The sequence below is a fragment of the Mucilaginibacter rubeus genome, from assembly GCF_003286415.2.
Taxonomy (GTDB): Bacteria; Bacteroidota; Bacteroidia; order Sphingobacteriales; family Sphingobacteriaceae; genus Mucilaginibacter; species Mucilaginibacter rubeus_A.
The window spans coordinates 5,181,171-5,204,690 of record NZ_CP043450.1 but is presented as its reverse complement, the minus strand read 5'-3'; the positions used below and the strand labels follow the sequence as shown (position 1 = coordinate 5,204,690).

13 protein-coding genes are annotated in these 23,520 nt (G+C 43.5%); 5 read left to right on the top strand and 8 right to left on the bottom strand.

Annotation, left to right across the window (positions count from 1 at the left end):
* Positions 1-4 precede the first annotated feature (4 nt).
* Complete coding sequence (locus tag DEO27_RS20540) at positions 5-793, top strand: SDR family oxidoreductase (RefSeq protein WP_112575685.1); 789 nt, start codon at positions 5-7, stop codon at positions 791-793.
* Positions 794-1,024: 231 nt separating this feature from the next.
* Here the strand turns inward: DEO27_RS20540 and DEO27_RS20535 are convergent, their stop codons facing one another.
* From DEO27_RS20535 to DEO27_RS20510, 6 genes are all read right to left on the bottom strand, one after another.
* The gene (locus DEO27_RS20535; RefSeq protein ID WP_112575684.1) at positions 1,025-1,804 is read right to left on the bottom strand and encodes a GLPGLI family protein; all 780 of its coding nucleotides are present in this window, start codon (positions 1,802-1,804) and stop codon (positions 1,025-1,027) included.
* A gap of 6 nt (positions 1,805-1,810) precedes the next feature.
* Entirely contained in the window at positions 1,811-4,612 is a 2,802-nt protein-coding gene (locus DEO27_RS20530) for an outer membrane beta-barrel family protein (protein WP_112575683.1), read from the bottom strand.
* A 290-nt stretch (positions 4,613-4,902) separates the two neighbouring features.
* Positions 4,903-6,120 carry an ABC transporter permease gene (locus tag DEO27_RS20525; RefSeq protein WP_112575682.1) on the bottom strand — a complete coding sequence of 406 codons (1,218 nt, stop codon included), beginning with the start codon at positions 6,118-6,120 and terminating at the stop codon, positions 4,903-4,905.
* Positions 6,121-6,132: 12 nt separating this feature from the next.
* Positions 6,133-6,882 (bottom strand): ABC transporter ATP-binding protein, encoded by a 750-nt coding sequence (locus DEO27_RS20520; protein ID WP_112575681.1) that lies wholly within the window; start codon positions 6,880-6,882, stop codon positions 6,133-6,135.
* Complete coding sequence (locus DEO27_RS20515) at positions 6,882-8,207, bottom strand: efflux RND transporter periplasmic adaptor subunit (protein ID WP_112575680.1); 1,326 nt, start codon at positions 8,205-8,207, stop codon at positions 6,882-6,884. Before DEO27_RS20515 ends, DEO27_RS20520 begins: the two co-directional genes overlap by 1 nt.
* 12 nt (positions 8,208-8,219) lie before the next feature.
* The gene (locus DEO27_RS20510; protein ID WP_112575679.1) at positions 8,220-9,566 is read right to left on the bottom strand and encodes a TolC family protein; all 1,347 of its coding nucleotides are present in this window, start codon (positions 9,564-9,566) and stop codon (positions 8,220-8,222) included.
* A gap of 383 nt (positions 9,567-9,949) precedes the next feature.
* On the opposite strand from DEO27_RS20510, the gene DEO27_RS20505 reads away from it, so the two are divergent.
* Both DEO27_RS20505 and nagB read left to right on the top strand, forming a co-directional pair.
* Positions 9,950-12,514: a kelch repeat-containing protein gene (locus DEO27_RS20505; RefSeq protein WP_112575678.1), complete on the top strand. Its 2,565-nt coding sequence runs from the start codon at positions 9,950-9,952 to the stop codon at positions 12,512-12,514.
* Between the two features lie 744 nt (positions 12,515-13,258).
* A complete protein-coding gene (gene nagB, locus DEO27_RS20500) occupies positions 13,259-15,178 on the top strand; it encodes a glucosamine-6-phosphate deaminase (protein WP_112575677.1) in 1,920 nt (639 codons plus the stop codon).
* Positions 15,179-15,549: 371 nt separating this feature from the next.
* Here nagB and DEO27_RS20495 read toward each other — a convergent pair whose 3' ends face one another.
* Both DEO27_RS20495 and DEO27_RS20490 read right to left on the bottom strand, forming a co-directional pair.
* Complete coding sequence (locus DEO27_RS20495; protein ID WP_112575676.1) at positions 15,550-17,817, bottom strand: aconitate hydratase; 2,268 nt, start codon at positions 17,815-17,817, stop codon at positions 15,550-15,552.
* Positions 17,818-18,183: 366 nt separating this feature from the next.
* Positions 18,184-21,369 (bottom strand): S41 family peptidase, encoded by a 3,186-nt coding sequence (locus tag DEO27_RS20490; protein WP_112575675.1) that lies wholly within the window; start codon positions 21,367-21,369, stop codon positions 18,184-18,186.
* 37 nt (positions 21,370-21,406) lie between these two features.
* Here DEO27_RS20490 and DEO27_RS20485 point away from each other — a divergent pair, with 37 nt between their 5' ends.
* Both DEO27_RS20485 and DEO27_RS20480 read left to right on the top strand, forming a co-directional pair.
* Complete coding sequence (locus tag DEO27_RS20485) at positions 21,407-22,690, top strand: glycosyltransferase family 4 protein (RefSeq protein ID WP_112575674.1); 1,284 nt, start codon at positions 21,407-21,409, stop codon at positions 22,688-22,690.
* The gene (locus DEO27_RS20480) at positions 22,683-23,435 is read left to right on the top strand and encodes a glycosyltransferase family 2 protein (protein ID WP_112575673.1); all 753 of its coding nucleotides are present in this window, start codon (positions 22,683-22,685) and stop codon (positions 23,433-23,435) included. The genes DEO27_RS20485 and DEO27_RS20480 overlap by 8 nt, the downstream gene beginning before the upstream one ends.
* The last annotated feature ends 85 nt before the right edge of the window (positions 23,436-23,520 follow it).

Genomic DNA, 23,520 nt, shown 5'->3' with positions numbered 1-23,520 from the left:
TAAAATGAATTTACAACTTACAGATAAGGTAATTATAGTTACCGGCGGCGCCAAAGGCATAGGCGAGGGCATAGTGAAGGTGTTGGCAGCTGAAGGTGCTATTCCTGTTGTGTTAGGTCGTAACGAGGCTGATAACCTGAAAACAGTTGAAGCTGTTGAAGCGGCAGGGCACAAAGCCCACCAGGTTGTTGCCGAGTTGACAGAACCCAGCGCTTGCGAAAAAGCGGTAAAAGAGGTTGTAGCCAAATTTGGCCGTATTGACGGTTTGGTGAACAATGCCGGTGTAAACGACGGTGTTGGTTTGGAAAGCGGCGATTACGAAGGTTTCATGGCATCGTTACATAAAAACGTAGTACATTATTACCTGATGGCGCATCATGCCCTGCCCGAACTAAAAAAATCAAAGGGCGCTATCCTGAACATTACCTCAAAAACTGCTGATACTGGTCAGGGGAATACTTCAGGTTATGCAGCCTCAAATGGTGGCCGTAACGCACTAACCCGCGAGTGGGCCGTTGAGCTTTTAAAATATGGTATTCGCGTAAACGCGCTGGTAGTAGCCGAATGCTGGACGCCGCTATATGCCAACTGGATTAAAACCCTGCCCGATCCGGAAGCTAAGCTAAGAGAGATTGAATCAAAAATTCCGCTGGGTAACCGCATGACCACTGCCGAAGAAATTGCCAATACCGTGGCGTTTTTATTATCGCCGGCATCAAGCCATACAACCGGTCAGTTAATTTATGTTGATGGCGGTTATGTGCATTTGGACAGGGCGCTCGCTAATGCGTGAGGAATATCCCTAAACAAGTCCTTTCCCCGTTGACCGTGTCCTCACGGTCAACTTACTTATATAAAAAAAGCGCCCGTGGGGACACGGGCGCCGGGTATGAGTTTCAAAAAGGCTTCTCCATCACGTCATTGCGAGGTACGAAGCAATCCCCATTTAGCAGGTTCGCTCTGTAAAGTTTGGGATTGCTTCGTGCCTCGCAATGACGTAATTATGAATGAAGCGCTCTTCTTTCTACAACGAAAATCCTTTTAAATACTGTTTTGCATAAGTTTCTCCCCAGTCTTTCATGGCGTTTTGCAGTACAGTAAGAAAGCTTTTATTATTTCCCGCTTTTCCTTTTTTGGGTGCCATGAACGATTTTTCGTCTACCGGTTGTTCGGTAACTTTGGTAGCAAACCAGGTTATGTTTTCATGTGGTAAGGCAACACCCAATATCATGCCGGGTAAACCATTAAATGATTCCGGCCCGCCGGAAACAGGAATTTCATCGGTATAAAAAGCAACTACATAAATTGAATCGAGAATGAGGCCGTTTGCCCGGCGGCAGTTATAGCCTGCAATCTCCCTGCTTTCGCCGGTTAGTTTCCATTTAATGTGCCTTGTGGTGTCCTTTACCAGGAAAGTTTCTTCAAATACCTTTTTTTGGCTGGTGCTTATTCCCGTATTGTAGTCGGTGAATATGGTATTATTCTGCACGGCCATTGGCAGCTCATCTCCAAAATTGTTGGGTGTGTATTCCGGTTCTATAGGGGTAAATAGTGTTTGATTATCGGCAAATTTTAACGTGCTTTTCAAAACCTTAAACTGCGGTTTGTTTTTCTTGTACTGATCAAACATGGGCTGGTACCAGCTTTCATTATCCTTATTGATCAGTTTTTGCAGCATAGCCCACATATTTGATGATTTATCATACTCAATGGTGCCGTGAAAAGTGAAGTGCTTATTGCCCTGTGCCAACAAAAGGTTTGCACTCAGGAACAGTATGGTTGTTAGGGTTAAAATCTTTTTCATGATAGGTTATTTTTTAGGTGCTCCGCCGCCAACTTTGTTAAAATCCCAGGTTAGTGAAAACATAAAGTATCTCCTGATAGTGGTATAACGTTCCTGGGTAAGTACATTGGCCGATCCCGTGCGGTTATAACCGGTATTTTGGTTTAACAGGTCATTGCCCGTAACAGAAGCTTTTAAAGCATCTTTAAAGAATGTTCTTGAAATGTTCGCGTTCCACAAAAATCTTTTGAAATCCTGCGGGAACGATTTTGTTGGCGCGTTATAAGTATAGTTGCCATCTGAACCAATCTGGAATTTGCCCGGCAGATAGATATTAAATCCTCCGTTGGCATTAAATCCTCGGCCGTTATTGTTAAGTACGGTATTAAGCGACGATGAGTTGATGGTATAAGTGGGCCCGGCTGATACCCATGCGTCATACTTCTTTTCCTTGTATTTAGATAGCCTGACACTGCCCGAATAGCTGTATGATTTGGTTTCGTTCAGTACATCGTTAGACATATTGTAATAGGTATTACCATTAGCATAAACCTCCAGGCCTGCATTAATTCCTATTCCCGGAATCTTCCTTTCAAAATAAGTATTCACCCAGAAATTGTTTGTCGATTTATTTTTTAGGTTTGATGATTTATAGGTGCTGATACCGGTTGTAGTATCGCGCATAACATTGCTAACGATAGGGTTGCTGGTAGTTGAGTATGATCCGCTGATCCAGATATATTGATTACTGATCACCTTGTACGAGTTATAGCTGATGTTATATCTGTTGGTGAAAGACGGCTTTAAATCAGCGTTACCCTCCTGTATATTCAGCGGGTCGGTATTTATTCTCACCGGCTGAATTTGATCGATATTAGGTTGGGTGGTATTACCATTATAGCTTACACGGATGCTTGATTGCTTGGAGAACTTGTACTGGAAGGAAGCCTGCGGATACCAGTTGGTGAAGTTGCGCACCAGGTCAGAGATTCGTCCAAACTCATCAACCTGTTTAAACTTCACGCTGGCTACCTTGGTGCCAAAGTTGAACGAGTATTTTTGCTTTTGCATGTTAAATACCGCGCCTCCCTGGTTTGAAAGCTGGTTCAGTTTATAATCACTGCTGTAAACACTGTCTAAAGCGGTGTAAATGGCAGCCGAGCTAACCGGTTTGTTGAACGTGCGCCTGTCGGCGGTGGCATTATTAACCGCTAAGGCATAGCTTAGGGCAAGGGTGAAATCCTTGGCCAATGGTTCGGTATAGGTGATGTTGGTATTGATATTGGTGCTTTTGGTTTTATTTACCTTGTACTGGTCAATCGTGTCTTTGTTTACATAGGTACCAACAGAATCATAGAATTGGGTGTTTGACTTTAAGAAACCTTTGGAGTCACTTTCGTTATAAGCAGTTCTGAAGTTTACCGAAAGTGTACGGCTTTTTTTCTTGAATTTTTTGGTGTAGAAAGCATTCGCGTTAAATACTTTGCCATCAACATTGGCGCTGTTTTCACGATCATTGCTGTTGATCAGACTTCCATCCAAACGACGGGTTTGCGTGGCGAAATTGCTGCGGGTATTACTGTTTTTTAATGTTCCGTCGGCGGTAATCTTCAGGTTCTGCATCGAATCGATCTTTACCTGGTAATTTACATCCAGCTTTTGGCGGAACATATAATTATGATTGCTCTGATCGCTGTTAACGTTTGATATATTACCAGGGAAGTTATTTTGCTGCTGGGTGTTCTTGGTACCGTCAACAGTAAGCGAGCCTATTTTATAGTTGGTGTTTATCGATTCCTTATCATTATTCCATTTAGTATCATAATGTGCGCCACCGGTGCGGGCTACAGGTTTACCTTCGCCATTGTACCTGCCATCGAAGCTATCAAGGTCATCACCACCGCCGAAGATATAGAAGCCACCATCATCGCCAAACTCCATGCCGCCACCGCCGCCGTACTTGTTATTGTCTTCCCAGCCTAAACCTGTTTTGCCGGTATTGCCAAGCGTGCCGTACACCGAAAATTTCTGTTTGCCCTTAAAACGGTTAAACAAAGCCTGGCCCTGGTAATAACCATCGGTACCTATGCCACCATCCAGCTTACCGAAGTAGCCGTTCTTTTTATCTTCTTTAAGTTTAATGTTAATGGTTTTATCTTTCACGCCATCATCAATGCCGGTAAATGCGGCCTGGTCACTTTTTTTATCATAAAGTTGTACTTTATCCACCATATCGGCACGCAGGTTTTTGGTGACAAGGGTAGGGTCATCCCCAAAAAATTCCTCGCCGTCAACCAATACTTTTTTTACGGTTTGCCCCTGAGCGGTGATTTTACCGTCTTTATCTACCTCGATGCCAGGCAACTGTTTCAACAGGTCTTCAACTTTTGAGTTTGGCTGGATATTGTAAGCGGCAGGGTTAAACTCGGTGGTATCCCCCTTTATTTTGATAGCCGCGGCTTTGCCTTTTACAATTACTTCTTGTAAAAGCCTTTCTTTAAGCAGCATGCTGATACGACCGAAATTGTGAGTAGTGTGTGCCGAATCCAAGGCGAAATGTTCAACAAAATCGGCATAACCGGGGTATGTTGCCACCAAAATAAACTTGCCTTTATTAAGATTGTTGATGGTAAATGTACCATCGTCCTTAATGCGGGTGAATTTTTGCAGGATAGAATCTTTGGCGGTAATTACGCTTACGCTGGCGTTGATAAGGTTTGTGTTGGCTACCGTGTCGGCTACTTTTCCTTTAATACTATAACCGGTTTGAGCAAATGAAGTTGTCCAGCTCAGGCAAAGCAGGAGTATTCCAATAAATGTGATTTTCATAAGGTTCGTTATGAAAGCCAAAATATAACTAAATGGTTAGTTATGCAAGCGATTTAACATTTTATACTGTAGATTTAACATTTCATCGCTAAAATTTAACATTTGGTCGTGGATGGAAGTGTTAAATATTTATAAATGATTGGGGTAGATTGGTCGGAGGCATATAACGTTATGTCATTGAGGAGGGACGACGAAGCAATCGCACGGAAGCATAGCCGCTCTGTATAGCATGCGGTTGCCACGCTTCGCTCGCAATGACATGATGGTGAGCACGCCCCCCGCCGGCGATTTTATTCATATCTCAACGCCTCAATAGGATCAAGTCTTGCGGCTTTTTGTGCCGGGTAATACCCAAAGAAAATCCCCGTAATGGCACAAACCACAAACGACAGCAGCACCGATGATTCAGATACGATAGTTGGCCATGATAAGGTGAGCGTAACCAGGTTTGATGATACAATACCAAGCACCACGCCAATAATACCGCCTGTAATACTGATCAGGATAGCTTCCATTAAAAATTGGAGCATAATATCTTTTCCGCGGGCACCGATAGACATGCGCAGACCTATCTCGCGGGTGCGCTCCGTTACCGAAACATACATGATATTCATGATGCCTATGCCTCCTATCACCAGCGAAATGCCCGCGATTACGGTAAGCAATACCGTAAGTAAGCCGCTGGTTGAACTCAGGGTATTGATTAGCTCGGCCTGGGTACGAACGGTGAAATCATTATCCTCACTGTCGCGCAAACGATGTGAATCGCGGAGGATTTGCGTCATTTCGGATACGGCTGCATCGGTTACCTGCTCGCTGGCGGCAGAGGCGTAAATGTTTTGGTAATAAATAGTAGCCAGGATCCTTTTTTGAATAGTAGTATAAGGCGCTATCAAGATATCATCCTGATCCTGCCCGAAGGCGTTTTGCCCTTTAGGGTTAAGAATGCCAATGATCTGGAAAGGGATTTTATTAAAGCGGATCACTTTTCCTATCGGGTTTTCGCCGTTGGGGAATAAATTATCGATCACTGTCTGCCCGATCAAACAAACTTTAGCCGAGGTTAAGATATCTTCTTCGGTAAAAGCTATACCATCCTTCAGGCTTAATTTGCGGATATCTAAATAATCCGGACTTACGCCCTGGATACTGGTAGGCCAGTTAAGGGCACCATTAATTGCCTGTCCTTTTGACGTTATTGATGGAGATAGCTCGGTGATATACTGAGCCTTTTTTAAGGCCACGATATCTTTTTGAGTAAGGGTTTGAAAGCTTGATCCGGCTATCCTCACACCGCCGTTAAGGTTACTGCTTGGCAACACGGTGATCATGTTAGATCCCATGCTTGATAGCTGGTCGTGAATGCTTTGCTTCGATCCCTGACCAATAGCCACCATTGCTATCACAGACGCTACGCCGATAATGATACCGAGCATGGTTAAAAAGGCCCTTAGCTTGTTGCGCTGCAGGGCTTTGTAAGCTATCCGTATCAGGTTAAAAAAATTCATAGCTGCTTCGCTTTAATAATCATCGGTAATAGGCAAGCCTGCAAGTACTTCTTTTGCCGACCGCTTGTTGGCATTTTGTGTATCCTTCTGGATCCTGCCATCGCGCAACTGTATAGTACGGCTGCTGAATGAAGCTATATCCGGTTCGTGGGTTACAAACACAATGGTTTTGCCCTGCTGCGAGTTGAGTTCCTGCATCAGCGACATAATTTCGTACGATGTGCGGCTATCCAGGTTACCCGTAGCTTCATCGGCCAGGATCATCACCGGCTCATTCACCAGGGCCCGTGCAATGGCCACACGCTGCTGCTGCCCGCCCGAAAGCTGGCTTGGAGTATGATCTAAACGCTCGGCCAGTTTTACGGCTTCCAAAGCGTGAATGGCCCTGTCGCGGCGTTCACTTACGCTGATCTCCTTATTGTACAAAAGTGGGAGCTCTACATTTTCAAGAGCAGATGTACGTGGCAGCAGGTTATAGGCCTGGAACACGAAACCTATTTTACGATTGCGTAATTGTGCCAGCTCATCTCGCGAGAGTTTTTTTACATCTACACCATCCAAAAAATAATCGCCTATAGAGGGTTTGTCCAAACAACCTAAAATATTAAGCAGGGTGGTTTTGCCGCTGCCGCTGCTGCCCATGATGGTTACAAATTCACCGGCTTCTACTTCAAAAGAGATCCCTTTAAGCGCACGTACGGTTTCGCTTCCCATCTGAAACTCGCGTTTCAGTTCACGTATATCTAAAATTTTCTTGCTCATTACCGGCGTCCTCCCCCTCCGCCACGTGGCCTTTGCGGCATAAACGGACTTGCCCCCGGTTTAGCTGCCGCTGTTGATGAACTGGATGATCCGCCGGTAACACCAGTGATCACAGCGTCATCAACTGTTAAGCCCGATAAAACTTCAACCTGTGTATTATCATTCAAGCCGGTCTGAATTTTTTTGCGGACTATCTTTTTACCCTGCAATACCCATACTATAGCTGTTTGTTTATTTACACCACTGCTATCCTTGCGGCTTTTAGCAGTGTGCAGTGCCTGGGAATTATCATTGGCTCCACCATTCCCCGCACTACCCGCAGGGGCATTTCCGCCTTGTCCGCCACTTCTTTTCTTGTTCCCTTTATGTCCTACTTTACCTACTATTTCATAATCTTTCATTAATGCCGAATCGGGAGTAAAGCTCAATGCTTTGGCCGGGATCAGCAGGGCATTGTTAACCTCTTTGGTGTAAATAATGATGCTGGCCGTCATGCCGGGTTTCAGTTTCATATCATCATTAGGAGCATTGATAATGGTGGTGTAAGTAACCACGTTTGACGACACCGATGGGTGCAGCCTGATATCTTCAACAGTACCTGCAAACTGGTCGTTAATAAAAGCATCTACCGTAAATGAAGCACGGTCGCCTGATTTTACATCACCGATATCAGCCTCATCAACATTAGCCTCAACTTCCATTTTGGTAATATCTTTTGCCAGTACAAAGAGCGTAGGGGTACTGAAACTTGCTGCAACGGTTTGGCCTACACTCACGTTTCGGTTAAGCACCACACCATCAATGGGCGAATAAATATCAGCATAAGATAAATTCTTCTCTGCCGAGCGGACCTGCGCTTCTGCACTTTTAACCTGGGCTTTTGCAGCGTTTAAGGTGTTAAGGGCGGTATCATAATCGGCCTTGCTAATGGCGTCGGTTTTAAATAGCAGGTTTTGCCTGCCAAAGTTGTTTTGTGCAAATACCAGCTGACTTTGGGCATTAAGCAAGGTTCCCCGTGCCTGGTCAAGCGTGGCCTGTAACAGCGATTTATCAAGCTCGGCAATAAGCTGGCCTTTCTTCACTTTTGAATTAAAATCGGCATAAACATATTTAATAATGCCCGACACCTGGGTACCTACTGTTACAGTATCAACCGGCTCAATGCGGCCTGTGGCGGTTACACTTTGGGCTATATAACCTTTAGCCGGCTTTTGAGTTTGCAGCACAACAGGCTCCTCTTTTTTCCTGATGAACAGGAACCAGATGAGCACCAGTGCCACCACTATGCCTGCAATAATGAGTATCTTTTTATAACTGCTTTTCATGATAAACCGGTATTATAATGTAATAGGTACTCCCCTGTAAAAGTCATAGATTTTTAATGTAAGCAGGGCGTTATATTTGGCCTGCACAAATGATTGCTGCGCCTGTACAAACAGGTTTTTCTGCAACAAAAAGTCGACGGTATTGGCTACGCCAACTTTAAGTTGTTCGCTGGCAATGCGGTAGCTTTCCTTGCTGAATTTATATTCTTCGGCAGCGGCACTAAACTGGCTGCGCGCGTTTTGTACATTGATGTAAGCCCGCTCAACAGTTTGCGAAAGTGTGATCTTGGTGTTTTTTAGATCAAGCTGCGATTGCTTGACGTTGATCTTCGCTTCTTCGACCTGCGTTTTTACTACGCGTTTGGTGAATATGGGTATCGACAGGTTGACCCCAAGTTGCTGATAAAAGTTATTATTGATCTGGTTGCCGAATGAAACACCTTGTCCGTTGGCATACCCCGTATTAAGTGAAGCACCGGCAGTAAGTGTGGGTTTATAACCTGCTTTGGCTTTATCTACATCAAACTGCGCAATCTTAACGCCTAACTCACCATTTTTTACTTCTGGTCGATTTTGCAGGGCTGTTTGCTCTGCTTCGGGGAAGGAGGAAACACTGTCTATAGGGGCCATCACTGTATCGGGCTTCATAATGTCGAAACTCAGATCGGTTGGCAGTACCAGTAATTGTTTCAGGGTAAGCAGATCATTACGGACGGCGTTTTGTGAATTAACCAATGTGTATTGATCAGTTGCTTGTTGTGCCTGTAACTGGATCAGGTCCTTACGGGCTACGCTGCCCACGTTATACCGTTGTTGCTGTAATTTAACCTGCGCCTGAGTGGTACTGAGCAAATCGGTGTTATAAATAACGGATTCCTTATCCAGCAGTACGGTAAGATACGCCTGGGTTATCTGCAGTACAATATCATTTTCCTGTTGCAGGATACTCAGGTTAGCCGATTGTACCTGCAGGTTTTTTTGAGAAATGTTATTATTAATATAACTGCCGTTGTACAGCGTTACGTTGGAGCTTAAGCCATACGAGCCGGAAACGTTGTAACCCGAATGCCTGCCATTATCGCCATTGCTGAAATTATTGCCGTGCGCAAAGGTTTGTGACCCCGTAGCCGAAAGATCGGGCAGGCGGGCGGCTTTGGCCAGTAAATATTCCTGCTGACTGGTTTGCTGCGACAGGCGCAATGAATTGATCTGGATGTTGTTCTTTTTTGCATAGTCGATACACTTAGCCAGGTCCCATTTGAGTGATTGCCCAACCAGCGTGCTATCCTGTGCACGGAGTTGCGAACCAACTGCGAGCAAAAAAAAGAACGTTATGATATGTTTTACTTTAATTGGCATAGTTTTAAAATTATACCTGTAGCGGCTAATACCTGCTCATTTTGCAAGTAAGAATATCGCCTTTGGGCAAAATGTTTTAGTATGACTACGCTTATCCCCGTAAGTAATGTATTATTTTTATTACTGTAAATAGCTGATAAGTAGGTTTGTAGCTAATAAAGTGCCTTTGAGCATATTTGAAGCAGGTTTAGTGTGATTATGTAAAAAGTTTTTTACGCTTGATAAAAAAGAGTTTCGGAGGTTGATAAAATGAATGCCAGTACAATAAGGCATAGCCGAAATGATGAAAATCTACCTCGTCCGATACCCAAAAAATCTATATTTTAGCACATTATTCTAACCTACAACGCTGCCTGATCAGCGAGTTTAAACATGTATTGTAAATGATAAAAAAAAGTAAGGTTTTAATGCTTTCCAAAAGGGCATATAAGCTTGTATTGCTTTTTGTTTTACTGCTGCCCGCGATGAAAGGCATGGGGCAGGGTTTACAATTCGGTTCAAACGATAGCCTGATGAGCAAACGCACCTCGTACCAGGTTTTTAAAGAAGATTTACCTACTTTTCATGATCGCCTGGTTATCGGGTTTGATCTTTCACTGTGGGATAACCAACATCTCGGCTATATTTTAAATTTAACGGACGATAAGGGCAACTCATACAGCCTGAGTGCTATTTACGATCAGGGCTCGTTCCTTAATTTTAATATTGACAGCCGGAGCAATAAACTCAACATTCCCCTTGCCAATGCCCTGCTGAAAAGGCGTAAATGGTTTAAGGTGATTGTTGATCTTGACCTGAAAGATGATAAGGTAGGGATCTCCGTGAACGGGAAATGGTACCGGGCCAATGAACTGGGTTTTACCGGTAAAATAAAGGCCAAGATCACGTTTGGTAAAAACGAGCATTACTCGGATGTGCCCAATATGGCCATTAAAAACCTGGTTGTTAGCAATGATGATAAAACCTATACTTTTCCGCTTAACGAATGGGCTGGGAATGATGTTTTTAACAGCGATGGCGACAACTTGGGCTATGTGGATAATCCCGCCTGGCTTATCAACGAATCCTATTATTGGAAGCAAAAGTTTGTACACACTTTTAATGAGGTGGCGGGTATCAACTTTAATGAAAAAAATGAGCAGTTCTTTATTTTCAAAAGTGATTCGCTCATGTTTTATGATGCTGAACGTGACGCGGTCTGGTCGAAACCGTTTAAAAGTAAGTTGGAAGTGCCTTTGCATTTGGGCAAGAGTATTGTAAACCTAAAGGAGAATAAATGTTATCTGTATGAAGTACTCCGTGCTTCGCAACCGGCGCCAAGTATCGCATCCTTCAACCTTGATAGCCTTAACTGGGATTATTATGGTAAATCTACTATAATGGAGCAAAGGCATCACCACAACATTTTTTATGATAAGGACTTTAATAATTTTTACCTGTTTGGTGGCTATGGGTCTTTCAAATACTATAATAACTTTTTCAAATACGATAAGGCGACCGATAACTGGCAAAAACAAAGCTTTACCGGCGATGTAATTAATCCCCGTTTTTTCTCGGCGGCCAGTACTGCCGATCAAAATAATGATGTTTATATCTTCGGTGGATATGGCAATCAGTCAGGTAACCAGGTAGTAGGAGGGATGCATTATTATGACCTGTACAGGGTAAATCTTGGCAATCATACCATTAAAAAGTTATGGGAGATCAAGCCCGATGAAGAAGCATTTGTACCGGCTAATAATCTCATTGTTTCAAAAGATAAGCAGTTTCTTTACGTGCTGTGCTATCCGCACGAGCGGCCAAAAACAAGTTTGCGCCTGTATAAATTTTCAATAAAAGATGGTTCATACCAGGTGGTAAGTGGCACTATCCCGGTTGTATCTGAACGTATCGAAACAGATCATAACCTGTTTTACAACGCTAAACAGGATGTGTTTTATTGTACAACGCAAGAGTTTGAAACCCCATCCCGGTCAACCATAAAAATATTCGCGCTTTCTGCGCCACCTGTAAGCCAGGCCGAGTTTACGGCTGCACATCAGCCTAAAAGCAAATCTTTTACTTTGTACAGGGTATTAGGTGGGGCATCTGCATTGATTTTACTGGGTGGTGTTGTGGCGTTTTTCTTAAGGAGGAAAAAGGCCGATGATGAATCTGCACCTGCAGCTCCGGAAGAAATTATTGTTGAAGAAGTTACCGAAGCAGTTGTAGATAATAAAGCCAACGCGGTTTACCTGTTAGGCGAGTTCACCGTATTTGATAAGAATAAGCGGGATATTACCTACCTGTTTAGCCCCAAGATTAAACAGTTGTTCATCCTTATTCTGTTAAACAGCCGAGAAAAAAATGGGGTTGTATCTAAAAAGATCTCGACTACGCTTTGGCCTGATAAAGATGTGGTTAAAACCAAAAATATCCGTGGCGTAACCATCAATCACCTGCGCAATATTCTTTCGGATATTGAGGGACTTGAGCTCGCGTTTTTGAACGATACCTATAGCTTTATTATTACCGAAGGCTTTTACTGCGATTACTTTGTAGTTAGGGATTCACTTAAACAAGCCGGCAATGTCGAACCCGCTGTGTTTAATTCTTTTGATCTGGTTTCCCGCGGCGGTTTGCTGCAGCATATTCCGGAAATATGGCTCGATGATTTTAAACAGGATTATGAGGAAGCGCTGATGCCTGTTATTTTACCGGTGATAAAAAAGGTTTATGATGCCCAGGATTATAAAAAGGCGCTGGAAATTTCACGTGTTGTATTGAACATTGACCCTTTCAATGATATTGGCATTAAGTTTAAACTCAAAGCCCTGCGCCGTACCAAAGGCATTGAACATGCCCGGAAAATTTACGAGGAATTTAGCGCCGAGTATGAGAAATCATTAGGTGAAGAATACCCTGTTCCTTTCGAAAAGATTTGCTCCAATAAGTCTGACCAGCGTTAATTATAAAATTAAAATGCCTGATAGTTAAGAGGTTTTTAGGAAGGATGAATGTTTTATGAATAAATTCTATTAAGTATATAGATTTAATAGAATATTTATATATTTGCAACAGATTAGTTTGCAAATGGGGTTCATTTTTAAACTAAATGGCAGGTGCTGGCCGGCAGCAAGCGGATGGTTCGACTCCACCCCTGCATCTCTTCTCCTCTCATGATTTATGTTTTATAATTGGTTAGCAAAAAGAGTATTCCTGCCCATCAGGAACTCTTTTGCCTTTTTGGAGAAGTTTCTATTTATAATAATTGTCATTTCGAACCAGGAAAGAGGAAAAATCTTATACCATATGTAGGCGAACTAATTGGTTGGATTTTCATGGCGTATAGGATTTCTCTTTCGCCCCATGTTTATGCCCTCGCTTGTTCAATCGAAATGACAATTTCGGATGAGAAGAGATGAAATCTATAACAATGCAAATTTTAACCAAACTCCTTATCAAAACACATATTTCCGGATAAAATACTTATTAAAAAAATTTAAAAAGTTCTTTTAATTCAAATTTTGTTTTAGTAAGTTTGTGTTGATAATGCACAGCATATTATTATACGCACTTTACTTTACCCTCATGTCGGTGAGGATAAACATTTTTGTTAATTGGTTTGATAAAAATCCTCGCCCATGGCGGGGGTTTTTTGTATAGTGACTTTTTTAAACTTTAACATATAACATATAGGTTCTGAACAAATTATGGCACGATTAAATTTATTGGAAGAGACGCGTTACGAGAAGTTACCTGTGAGCGTGTACAACAACCAGCAAGAAGCCTCAGTGGCGGTAGCGAACCGGATAGCAGATCTGATCCGCTCAAAACAAGCCAAAGGCGAAAAAGCGGTATTGGGACTTGCTACCGGTGTAACTCCTATCGGCGTATATGCCGAATTGGTAAGGCAACACAAAGAAGCAGGTTTAAGCTTTAAAAATGTGATCACTTTCAACCTGGATGAGTACTACCCGATGAAACCCACAGCAGCGCAAAGCTATGTGACATTCATGTACGAAAATTTGTTCAGCCATATTGATATTGAAAAGGAGAACGTTCACATTCCCGACGGTACACTGGATAAAGACGAAGTTGTAGCATTTTGTTTAGCCTATGAAAAGCAGATTGAAGAACTGGGCGGGTTAGATCTTCAGATCCTGGGGATCGGTCGTACAGGTCACATCGGTTTCAATGAGCCGGGCTCTGCACCGAACTCTGGTACCAGGATGGTTACTTTAGATGACCTGACCAGGCGTGACGCCGCCCGCGATTTCGGTGGTAAAGCTGATGTGCCAACTAAGGCCATCACGATGGGTATCGGTACCATCTTCAAGGCAAGGGAAATCATATTGATGGCCTGGAACAAAAAGAAAGCCCCGATCATCAAAAAAGCGGTAGAAGGCGAGATCTCTGGTGAAGTACCTGCAACTTACCTGCAATTATCACAGCATGTGGAGTTTGTACTTGATGCAGATGCGGCTTCAGAATTAACCAGGTTTGATACCCCATGGTTGGTAAAAGATTGCGTATGGGAAAATACGCTGAAAAAGAAAGCTGTAATTTGGTTAGCAAATGAGGTTAACAAACCTGTGCTAAAACTAACCGAAGAAGATTACAATAACCATGGTATGGCTCAACTTGCGGTAGAGCAGGGCCCGGTATACAATATCAACATTGATATCTTTAACCAGATCCAGCATACCATAACCGGCTGGCCAGGTGGTAAACCGGATGCGGATGATTCACAAAGGCCGGAAAGGGCATTGCCAGCCAAAAAACGCTCAATTATTTTCTCACCACACCCTGATGATGACGTGATTTCAATGGGCGGTACATTCATTCGTTTGGTAGACCAGGGGCACGACGTTCACGTAGCTTACCAAACTTCAGGTAATACCGCGGTATGGGATGATGATGTTTTGAGGTATATGGAATTTGCCATCGACTTCACAAACAGCATTGGCGAAGATACCACTCATCTTCAAAAATCATATGAAGATATGCGTGCCTTCTTCCCAACAAAACAGCCTAACGAAATTGATACGCAAGAAATCAGGAATGTAAAAGGTTTCATCCGGAAAACAGAAGCGATTTCAGGTGCAAGGTATGCAGGCTTACAGGATGATCATATCCACTTTATGGCCTTACCATTCTATGAAACAGGTAAAACCAAAAAGAACTCAGTCGGCGAAGAAGATATCCAGTTGACTATTGAACTGCTTCAGAAAATTAAACCACAACAGATTTTCGCGGCAGGCGATTTTGCGGATCCTAACGGTACCCACCTCGTGTGCTTCAAGATCATCTTAGCTGCATTAGACAGACTGAAAGGTAAAGAAGCCTGGGTTGAAGATTGCTGGTTATGGATGTATCGTGGTGCATGGCACGAGTTTGAAACCTACGAGATAGAGATGGCCGTACCATTATCTCCACAAGAGGTGATCCGCAAACGTAACGCTATCTTTAAGCACCAGTCGCAAAAGGATACACCTGTATTCCCGGGTGATGATGCAAGGGAGTTCTGGGTACGTGCAGAAGACCGCACCCGTGACACGGCCCAGCGCTACGACCGCCTTGGCCTTGCCGAATACGAAGCTATGGAGGCGTTTGTTAGGTATAAATTCTAATATTTTAATACATATCCAGACTTAAGAAGTTTTAATAACTTCGTAAGTCTTTTCTCCGAGCGTCATTGCGGTACGAAGCAATCCCCGATCAGCAGGTTCGCCCTGTATAGTTCGTGATTGCTTCGTACCTCGCAATGACGTTTTTTCTTTCCCCAGCGCCCGTATCCCCACGGGCGCTTTTTTATTGAAGATAGTTGGCCGTGGGGACACGGCCAACGGGAGAACGAGCACCAAACTATATTTTTCCCCAGCGCCCGTGTCCCCACGGGCGTTTTTTTAATTACAACGGGGAAAATAACCAACAAAAAAGCCTCCCCAATAGGGAAGGCTTTCAAATATTAAATCCGAAATCAAAATTCCGATATCCGAAATTAAGATGCCATTTGTTTACGGATGATGTTTAATGCACCCCCTGCTTTAAACCACTCAATTTGCTGCGCATTGTAAGTGTGGTTTACAGGGAATGATTCGGTTGAACCATCTTTGTGGTGTAATACAACGGTTAACTGTTTGCCAGGAGCAAAAGTAGTTAAGCCGGTGATATCGATGGTATCATCTTCCTGGATCTTATCATAATCGTTGTTATCAGCGAAAGTGATACCAAGCATACCTTGTTTTTTAAGGTTGGTTTCATGGATACGGGCAAATGATTTTACCAATATGGCACGTACACCAAGGTGACGAGGCTCCATAGCCGCGTGCTCACGTGATGAACCTTCGCCATAGTTTTCGTCGCCTACTACTATCGAACCGATACCTGCTGCTTTGTAAGCACGCTGAGTAGCCGGAACCGGACCGTACTCGCCGGTTAATTCGTTTTTAACGCTATCGGCAGTAAGGTTAAAGTAGTTGATAGCACCGATCAGCATGTTGTTTGAAATGTTATCAAGGTGACCACGGAATTTCAACCATGGACCGGCCATTGAAATGTGATCGGTAGTACATTTACCTTTAGCTTTGATCAGCAATTTCAGACCTGTAATGTCGGTACCTTCCCAGGCTTTGAATGGCTCAAGCAATTGTAAACGTGATGAAGTTGGAGAAACGATAACTTCAACTTTGCTGCCATCTTCGGCTGGTGCCTGGTAGCCTGCGTCTTCAACCGCGAAACCTTTTACCGGTAATTCGATACCCTGAGGCTCATCAAATTTAACCTGCTCACCGGCTTCGTTAGTTAACGTATCGGTAAGTGGGTTGAAAGTTAAATCGCCTGCGATAGCAAAAGCGGTAACAATTTCTGGTGAAGCTACGAAAGCATGTGTATTAGGGTTGCCATCCTGACGTTTAGCGAAGTTACGGTTAAACGAAGTGATGATAGAGTTTTTACGAGTAGGATCATCAGTATGACGAGCCCACTGGCCGATACATGGTCCGCAGGCGTTAGCCAATACCACACCGCCCATTTGAGCAAATGTATCAAGGTAACCGTCACGGTCAACAGTGTAACGTACTTGCTCAGAGCCCGGAGTGATGGTAAACTCGGCCTGAGTTTTTAATTTTTTATCGATAGCCTGTTTAGCGATAGAAGCTGAACGGGTGATGTCTTCGTAAGATGAGTTGGTACATGAACCAATCAAACCAACCTCTAATTTAGTAGGCCAGCCGTTTTCTTTAACAGCAGTAGCAAATTTAGAGATAGGCCATGCTAAATCCGGAGTGAACGGGCCGTTTACGTGTGGTTCAAGCTCGCTCAGGTTGATCTCGATAACCTGGTCGAAATATTGCTCAGGGTTAGCGTAAACTTCGTCGTCGCCGGTTAAGTGTTCAGCAATGGCGTCAGCTAACTCAGCGATATCAGCACGTTTAGTACCTTTTAAGTAAGCGGCAGCTTTTTCGTCGTAACCGAAGATAGAGGTAGTAGCACCGATTTCGGCACCCATGTTACAGATAGTACCTTTACCGGTTGCAGACATTGAACGCGCGCCTTCGCCAAAGTACTCAACAATAGCACCGGTACCACCTTTTACAGTAAGGATACCAGCAACACGTAAGATTACGTCTTTAGCTGAAGTCCAGCCAGAAAGTTTACCGGTTAGTTTAACACCGATCAGTTTAGGGAATTTAAGCTCCCATGGTAAACCGGCCATTACGTCGCAGGCATCAGCACCACCAACGCCAATAGCAATCATACCTAAACCACCTGCATTAGGTGTATGTGAGTCGGTACCGATCATCATACCACCCGGGAAAGCGTAGTTTTCTAACACTACCTGGTGAATGATACCCGCACCGGCTTTCCAGAAACCGATACCATATTTATCAGATACTGAAGCCAGGAAGTCATAAACTTCGCGGTTAACGTCAACAGCAGTGCTTAAATCTTCAACAGCGCCAATTTTAGCTTGTATAAGGTGATCGCAATGCACGGTAGACGGAACGGCAACCTGCGGGCGGCCAGCTTGCATAAACTGCAAAAGGGCCATTTGTGCCGTAGCATCCTGCATAGCTACACGGTCTGGTGCAAAATCAACATAGTCCACTCCACGACCGAATGCTTTTTGAGCATCGCCTTCGCTAAGGTGGGCATATAAAATCTTTTCGGTTAAAGTTAGGGGTTTACCGGTCGCTTTACGGGCAGCATCAACACGTGTGCTGTAGCGGTCGTAAACCTTTTTGATCATATCTAAATCAAAAGCCATTTGTATTTGATTTTTAGGTGAAAAGTAAAAGAAATTGACGTTAAGCCCATTAACTGGTCTTAGAGCGGCGAATTTACAAAAAATAACATTTGAAAGCGGTTAGTGCTTTATACAAATGTTATTTGGATATGTTCTAAATAAGTTATTACAGGTTAGTGGCAGTTTGAAGTAGCAGTTGCAGTAAGGATTGGTTAGTTGCAGGTTTTAGTGGCAGTGACAGTAAGAATTAGTTAGTTGCAGTTTTAGTAGCGGAGCTTGAATTGCTGCTACTTTGAACTGCAACTGCCACTAAAACCTGCCACTGCCTGTGCGGAGGCTAAATCACTGCTACTGCGAACTGCAACTGCCACTAAAACCTGCCTCTAATTATTTCAACTGTTTCAGAATCTCCTCAATAGCTCTGTCCAATTGCGGATCTTTATTTTCAAGCCTGTCGGCGAAATCTGTTTTTACATAAATGTCGGGTGTTACACCGGTTTTTTCAATGTCTTTACCATCAAGTGTATAGCATCCCCAGGCCGGGATACGGTAGAACGAGCCATCAACCAAGCCTTTGCCGCTGGTGAAAATGATCCATCGGTAGGTTTCGGTACCTATGATCCTTCCCAAGCCCAATTGTTTAAAGCCCTGCGATGTCATTTCGCCGTCGCTCAGGGTTTGCTCATTCATGAGCAGGATAATTGGTTTTGCTGCCGGAGCAAAGTTTGATTGCTGTGCTTTTTTGCCATCACGATAAGCCCATTGCAAATAAGGTTTTTGCGACAGAAATTTCAAAACATTATCATGCACATTTCCGCCGGTATTATACCTCAGGTCAAGGATGAGGGCATCCTTGTTATAAGCATCATCAACCATATCCTCCAGGAAATCTTCCAATGCGCCATCACCCATGTTTTTCATGTAGGAGTAAGCTATGCGGTTTTTGCTTTTTTCGGCAACAGTTTTGGCGTTGGTCTTGATCCAGTCGTCGTAGAGGTTACCTGACAGGTCACCGGTTGATTCGGGGTGTAGCTTTACCTTAATTTCTTTACCACCCCGGTTAAAGGTTAGTTCAATTTCTTTATCAAGTGATGGTTTGCTGAAGTAATAGTTGCGGTCTTGTTTTTCATCAACGGTAACACCATTAACTGCTTTTAATATATCGCCTGATTTTACGTCAACACCTGCTTTATCGGCATTACTGCGGGTGGCTATGCCGCTAACTTTGTATGGCGAATCGTTATCAAAAATGATCCCCGTTTCCATGGTGCGGTAGGAGAGTGTTTTCTTTTCCTCACTGCCATTGGAATAGAAGCCCTGGTGCGATGAGTTGAGCTCACCAAGCATATCATTCAATAACAGGCGCAGATCCGAGCGGTTATTGATGTAAGGCACAAAAGCTTTATAGGTGTCATGTACCTTTTTCCAGTCGGCTCCATGAAAATTGCCGTCATAATAGTTTTCATCCAAGCCTGCCCAGGTTTCATCAAACATCTGCGCAAATTCGCCGGCCATGTTGCGGGTGAAGCTGTAGTTGATTTCTACTTTATCAACTTTATTGGCATCAATATTTAGGGTGTAAATATTACCGCCTGCCAGTAAAAAGTATTTATCGCTGTTGCCAAAAATGTCAAAACTGCCAAAGTCGCCACTGCCAACTTTTTCGGTTTTAGGCTGCTCAAAGTTTTCGAGGGTTGTGCGATAAAGTGCTGCTTTGCCCTCGCTGTGGTTGGATGCGTAGTATACCAGCGTTTTATCGCCTTTTTGAATTACATATGAACCTTGTGCCTGTCCAAATTCCGGGCTGATACGCTCCAGGCGTTTCATCGGCTCTTCGGTATCTATGGTGATATCGTCTGGTGCTTTAGGAGTAGGCTGCTCAGATAAAGGTTTCTTTTTGTTAGATGCTTTTTTGTCTTTATCCTTTTTGTCTTTATCGTCGTCTTTTTTCTCTTCCTTAAATAAAGCAGTGAACTTATCCATCTTAAACGGATCGTCATACTTTTGCAAAGGCATCCGGTAGATGTGAGAATCTTTTGAGCCGTAAGGGTATTCCGGTTGAGTACGCGATGAAGTAAAATAAATATACTTACCATCTGGCGACCAAAACGGTGCCGCCTCAGTAACACCGCTGTTGGTAAGGTTAATGATCTTCCCGGTTTTTATCTCGTAAACAAAAACATCCATTTCAAAATTGCGGTATGCGTTATAAACCACATACTCTCCATTCGGCGAAAACCTCGGCGCGAGATTTTCAAAACCCCAAAACTCATCGGTAACAATAGTTTTTGATGTAAGCGTTTTGCTGTCTAAAAGCTTCAACTCGTTTCGGCCGCTCAAATAAATAGCTTTTGATCTGTCTTTATTCATGCTTAGCATACGGTTGCTGCCTTTATCGGTAGTAAGCTGTTTTTCTTCGCCCGTACCGTCGGCAGCTATGGTGTACCAGTTTGGAAAGCCACCCAGCGTTTGACCAAAAATTAAGGTTTTATTGTCGTTTAGCCACTCAACTTCGGTAACACGTTCGCTGGTATTACGCTCCAGTTTTTTTATGAATTTGCCTTCAGCGTCGCTTACAAATAATTCGCCGCGTGATACAAAAGCCAGTTTTTTACCGTCCGGCGATAAATCCGCCGCTCCAATTTTGCCGCCTGTTTCAAACGATTGGTCTTTAGGTAATACATTGTTACGGAACAGGTTTAAGCTTAACTTCTGCGTTTGTTTGGACGCGACATCGTAAACAAAAATCTGGTAATCTTTTTCAAACACCACCTTGCTGCCGTCGGCACTTACCTGCGGGCGTTTAATAGATGTTGGGAACTGGGTTAAAGGAGTTTTTTTACCATCGATAAATGTGTACAGGTTATATTCCTCGTTACCCTCGTCGGATACAAAATAGATGTTGCCTTTTTGATCAATAGTAGTCCAGAAATCCTTACCCTGCCAGTCGGTATATTTTTTATATGCTTTAGTTTTAGGATTGTATGATTGAATATCGGGGTTATAAGCTCCTTTATAATGTTTGCGGGTTGGGAAATAGATACTTTCCCAGGTATTGCTGAAAAACAGTTCGCCGGTTTGCGGGTGCTCAACTACCCCATGTATAGTATTGAAGTAATGGCCAAACAAGCGCACCGGTGTGCCGCCTGTAGCGGCTACCTTATACTCGCTAAAGCCGTTATAACGGGTGGAGTTAAAGTAGATAGATTTAGAATCCCAGGTCCACGAGTCCACATTGTCGGCCCCATCATTAAAGGTGATCTGTTTGATATCGCCACCGGCAAGAGGCATTACGTATACATCATTGTTGCCAAACTGGTTTGACGAAAAGGCCAGCCACTGCCCATCCGGAGATACTCGCGGATTGCTTTCATCGCCTTGCATGGCGGTTAATCGTGTGGCGGCGGGACTATTGATATCGGCTTTCCACAGGTCGCCCTCGTAAGTGAAAATTACGGTTTTGCCATCGGGTGTAAGGGTTGGGTTGGATGTGAAATAGTTTCCAGCGGTTTGTGCTTTAAGATTTGTTTGACACAATACTGCCGAGAACAATACGATGTATAGTTTCTTCATATGGTTTAAGTGTTATGAATAAATGTATTTTTGAGCCATGTTAAAAGTGGTGCACCTCAATACGTATGACGGCAATGGCGGCGCGGGCAGGGCCTGCATGCGCCTTAACCGGGCATTACTAAGCCAAAATATCAATTCTAAAATTATAGTACATTATAAATTTGGAAATAATCCTGATATCAAGACTTTTAACCGTAGTATTATCCAGAAATCATATGCCGCCGCTACTATTATTCTTGAACGGATTTTGGCTAAACGGTTTTTAAAACCCGATAGCCGTACACCGTTTTCCTTCACCTGGTTTGGCCGTTCGGTAATTAAACATCCCGATCTTAAAAATGCTGATGTTATTCATCTGCACTGGATCAACCATGGATTTTTAGATCCTAAACATTTAGCCGAAATCAAAAAGCTGGGCAAGCCCGTGGTGTGGACTTTTCATGATAGCAACGCCTTTACCGGCGGATGCCATGTGCGCTACACTTGCGATCATTATCAGCAGCAATGCGGTAATTGCCCGCTGTTGATCAATGCCGGAGATAATGATATTTCGCACCGCATCTGGCAGCAAAAAAATAAGGCCTACCAGCAACTCGGCTTTAACATCATAGCACCAAGTTTATGGATGCAAGCTTCTGTAAACAAAAGTAGTCTGATGCAGGGGAGGGCTGTCAGTAATATCCCCAACACGCTGGAGACCGATATTTTTAAGCCTATTGATAAAAAGCTGGCAAAACAACAAGCCGGGTTACCGACTGATAAATTCATTTTTTTAAGCGGATTTATGCCATCGCGCAAGGATCTGCATAAGGGTACACAATATCTGCTGGAAAGTATGGAGTTGCTTAGGCAACGTTTAGGTGCAGATACAGATCAGATAGAATTGGTGGTGTTTGGAAACCGGGGTACAGAAAACCTGCCCGATTTTCCTTTTAAAACCAGTTTTTTAGGAACCATCAATAACGATGAAAAACTGGCCCTGCACTATGCCGCGGCCGATGCCTTTTTGATTCCTTCGCTTGAGGATAATTTGCCTTACACCGTGATGGAAAGCCTGAGTTGTGGTACTCCGGTAATTGCCTTTACTACCGGCGGGATCCCCGACATGGTGCAGCATCAATATAGCGGCTACTTAGCTACCTATCGCTCGTCCGAAAGTTTTACAGATGGGATGGAGTGGATCATTAAACATCCTGAAAAGGACAAGTTGAACCAGCAGGCCCGGCAAGCCATTATGGATAACTTTTCGGAAGATGTGATCGCAAAAAAGCACGTCGAAGTTTATCAACAATTACTGAATAATGGAGGTAATAATGTCTAATCCCCGGTTAAGCGTTATCACCATTGTTTATAATAATGTAAGGGATATTGAGCGTACTATCCGGTCGGTGGTTAATCAAACTTACCCCAATATTGAGTATGTTATTGTTGATGGTTTATCCAACGATGGCACTTTACAGGTAATTGATCGGTACAAAAGCCAAATAACAAAATTCATCAGCGAAAAAGACGAAGGTATTTATGATGCCATGAACAAAGGCCTTGCTTTGGCTACCGGCGATTACGTGATCTTCATGAACTCGGGCGATGAGTTTTATGATCGTGAAACTGTAGCCGCGGTTTTTGCTTCGGCAGATGATGCCGATATTTACTATGGCGAAACCGAAATGATTGACGATGATGGCCATAGTTTAGGCCAGCGTCGGCATAAAGCCCCCGCTAAGTTTACCTGGCGCGGTTTTAAATATGGCATGAGCATTAGTCACCAGGCTATTTATATCAGGCGTTCGCTGGCCGAACCTTACGACCGCCGCTATCAATTAAGTTCGGATATCGACTGGATAATCCGTGCGGCAAAAAAGGCCAAAAATATTGTCAACGTTAACCGTTACGTAGCTAAATACCTGGTAGGGGGCATGTCGAAGAAAAAGCATCGCCAAAGCCTGATGGAGCGCTTTGACATCATGAAAAGGAATTATGGCTTAATCCCCACTGTTTTTAACCATGTTGTTATTGCCTTTAATTTAGCCTGGTACTGGTTGAAGAACAGGAGGACGAATGATTAACCGAATATAACAATTTAAGATCTGGCGCAAGTATGTAGGGCCGTTTGTGGGCAATCGCTACTTGTCGACGATGGCACAAGTAGCC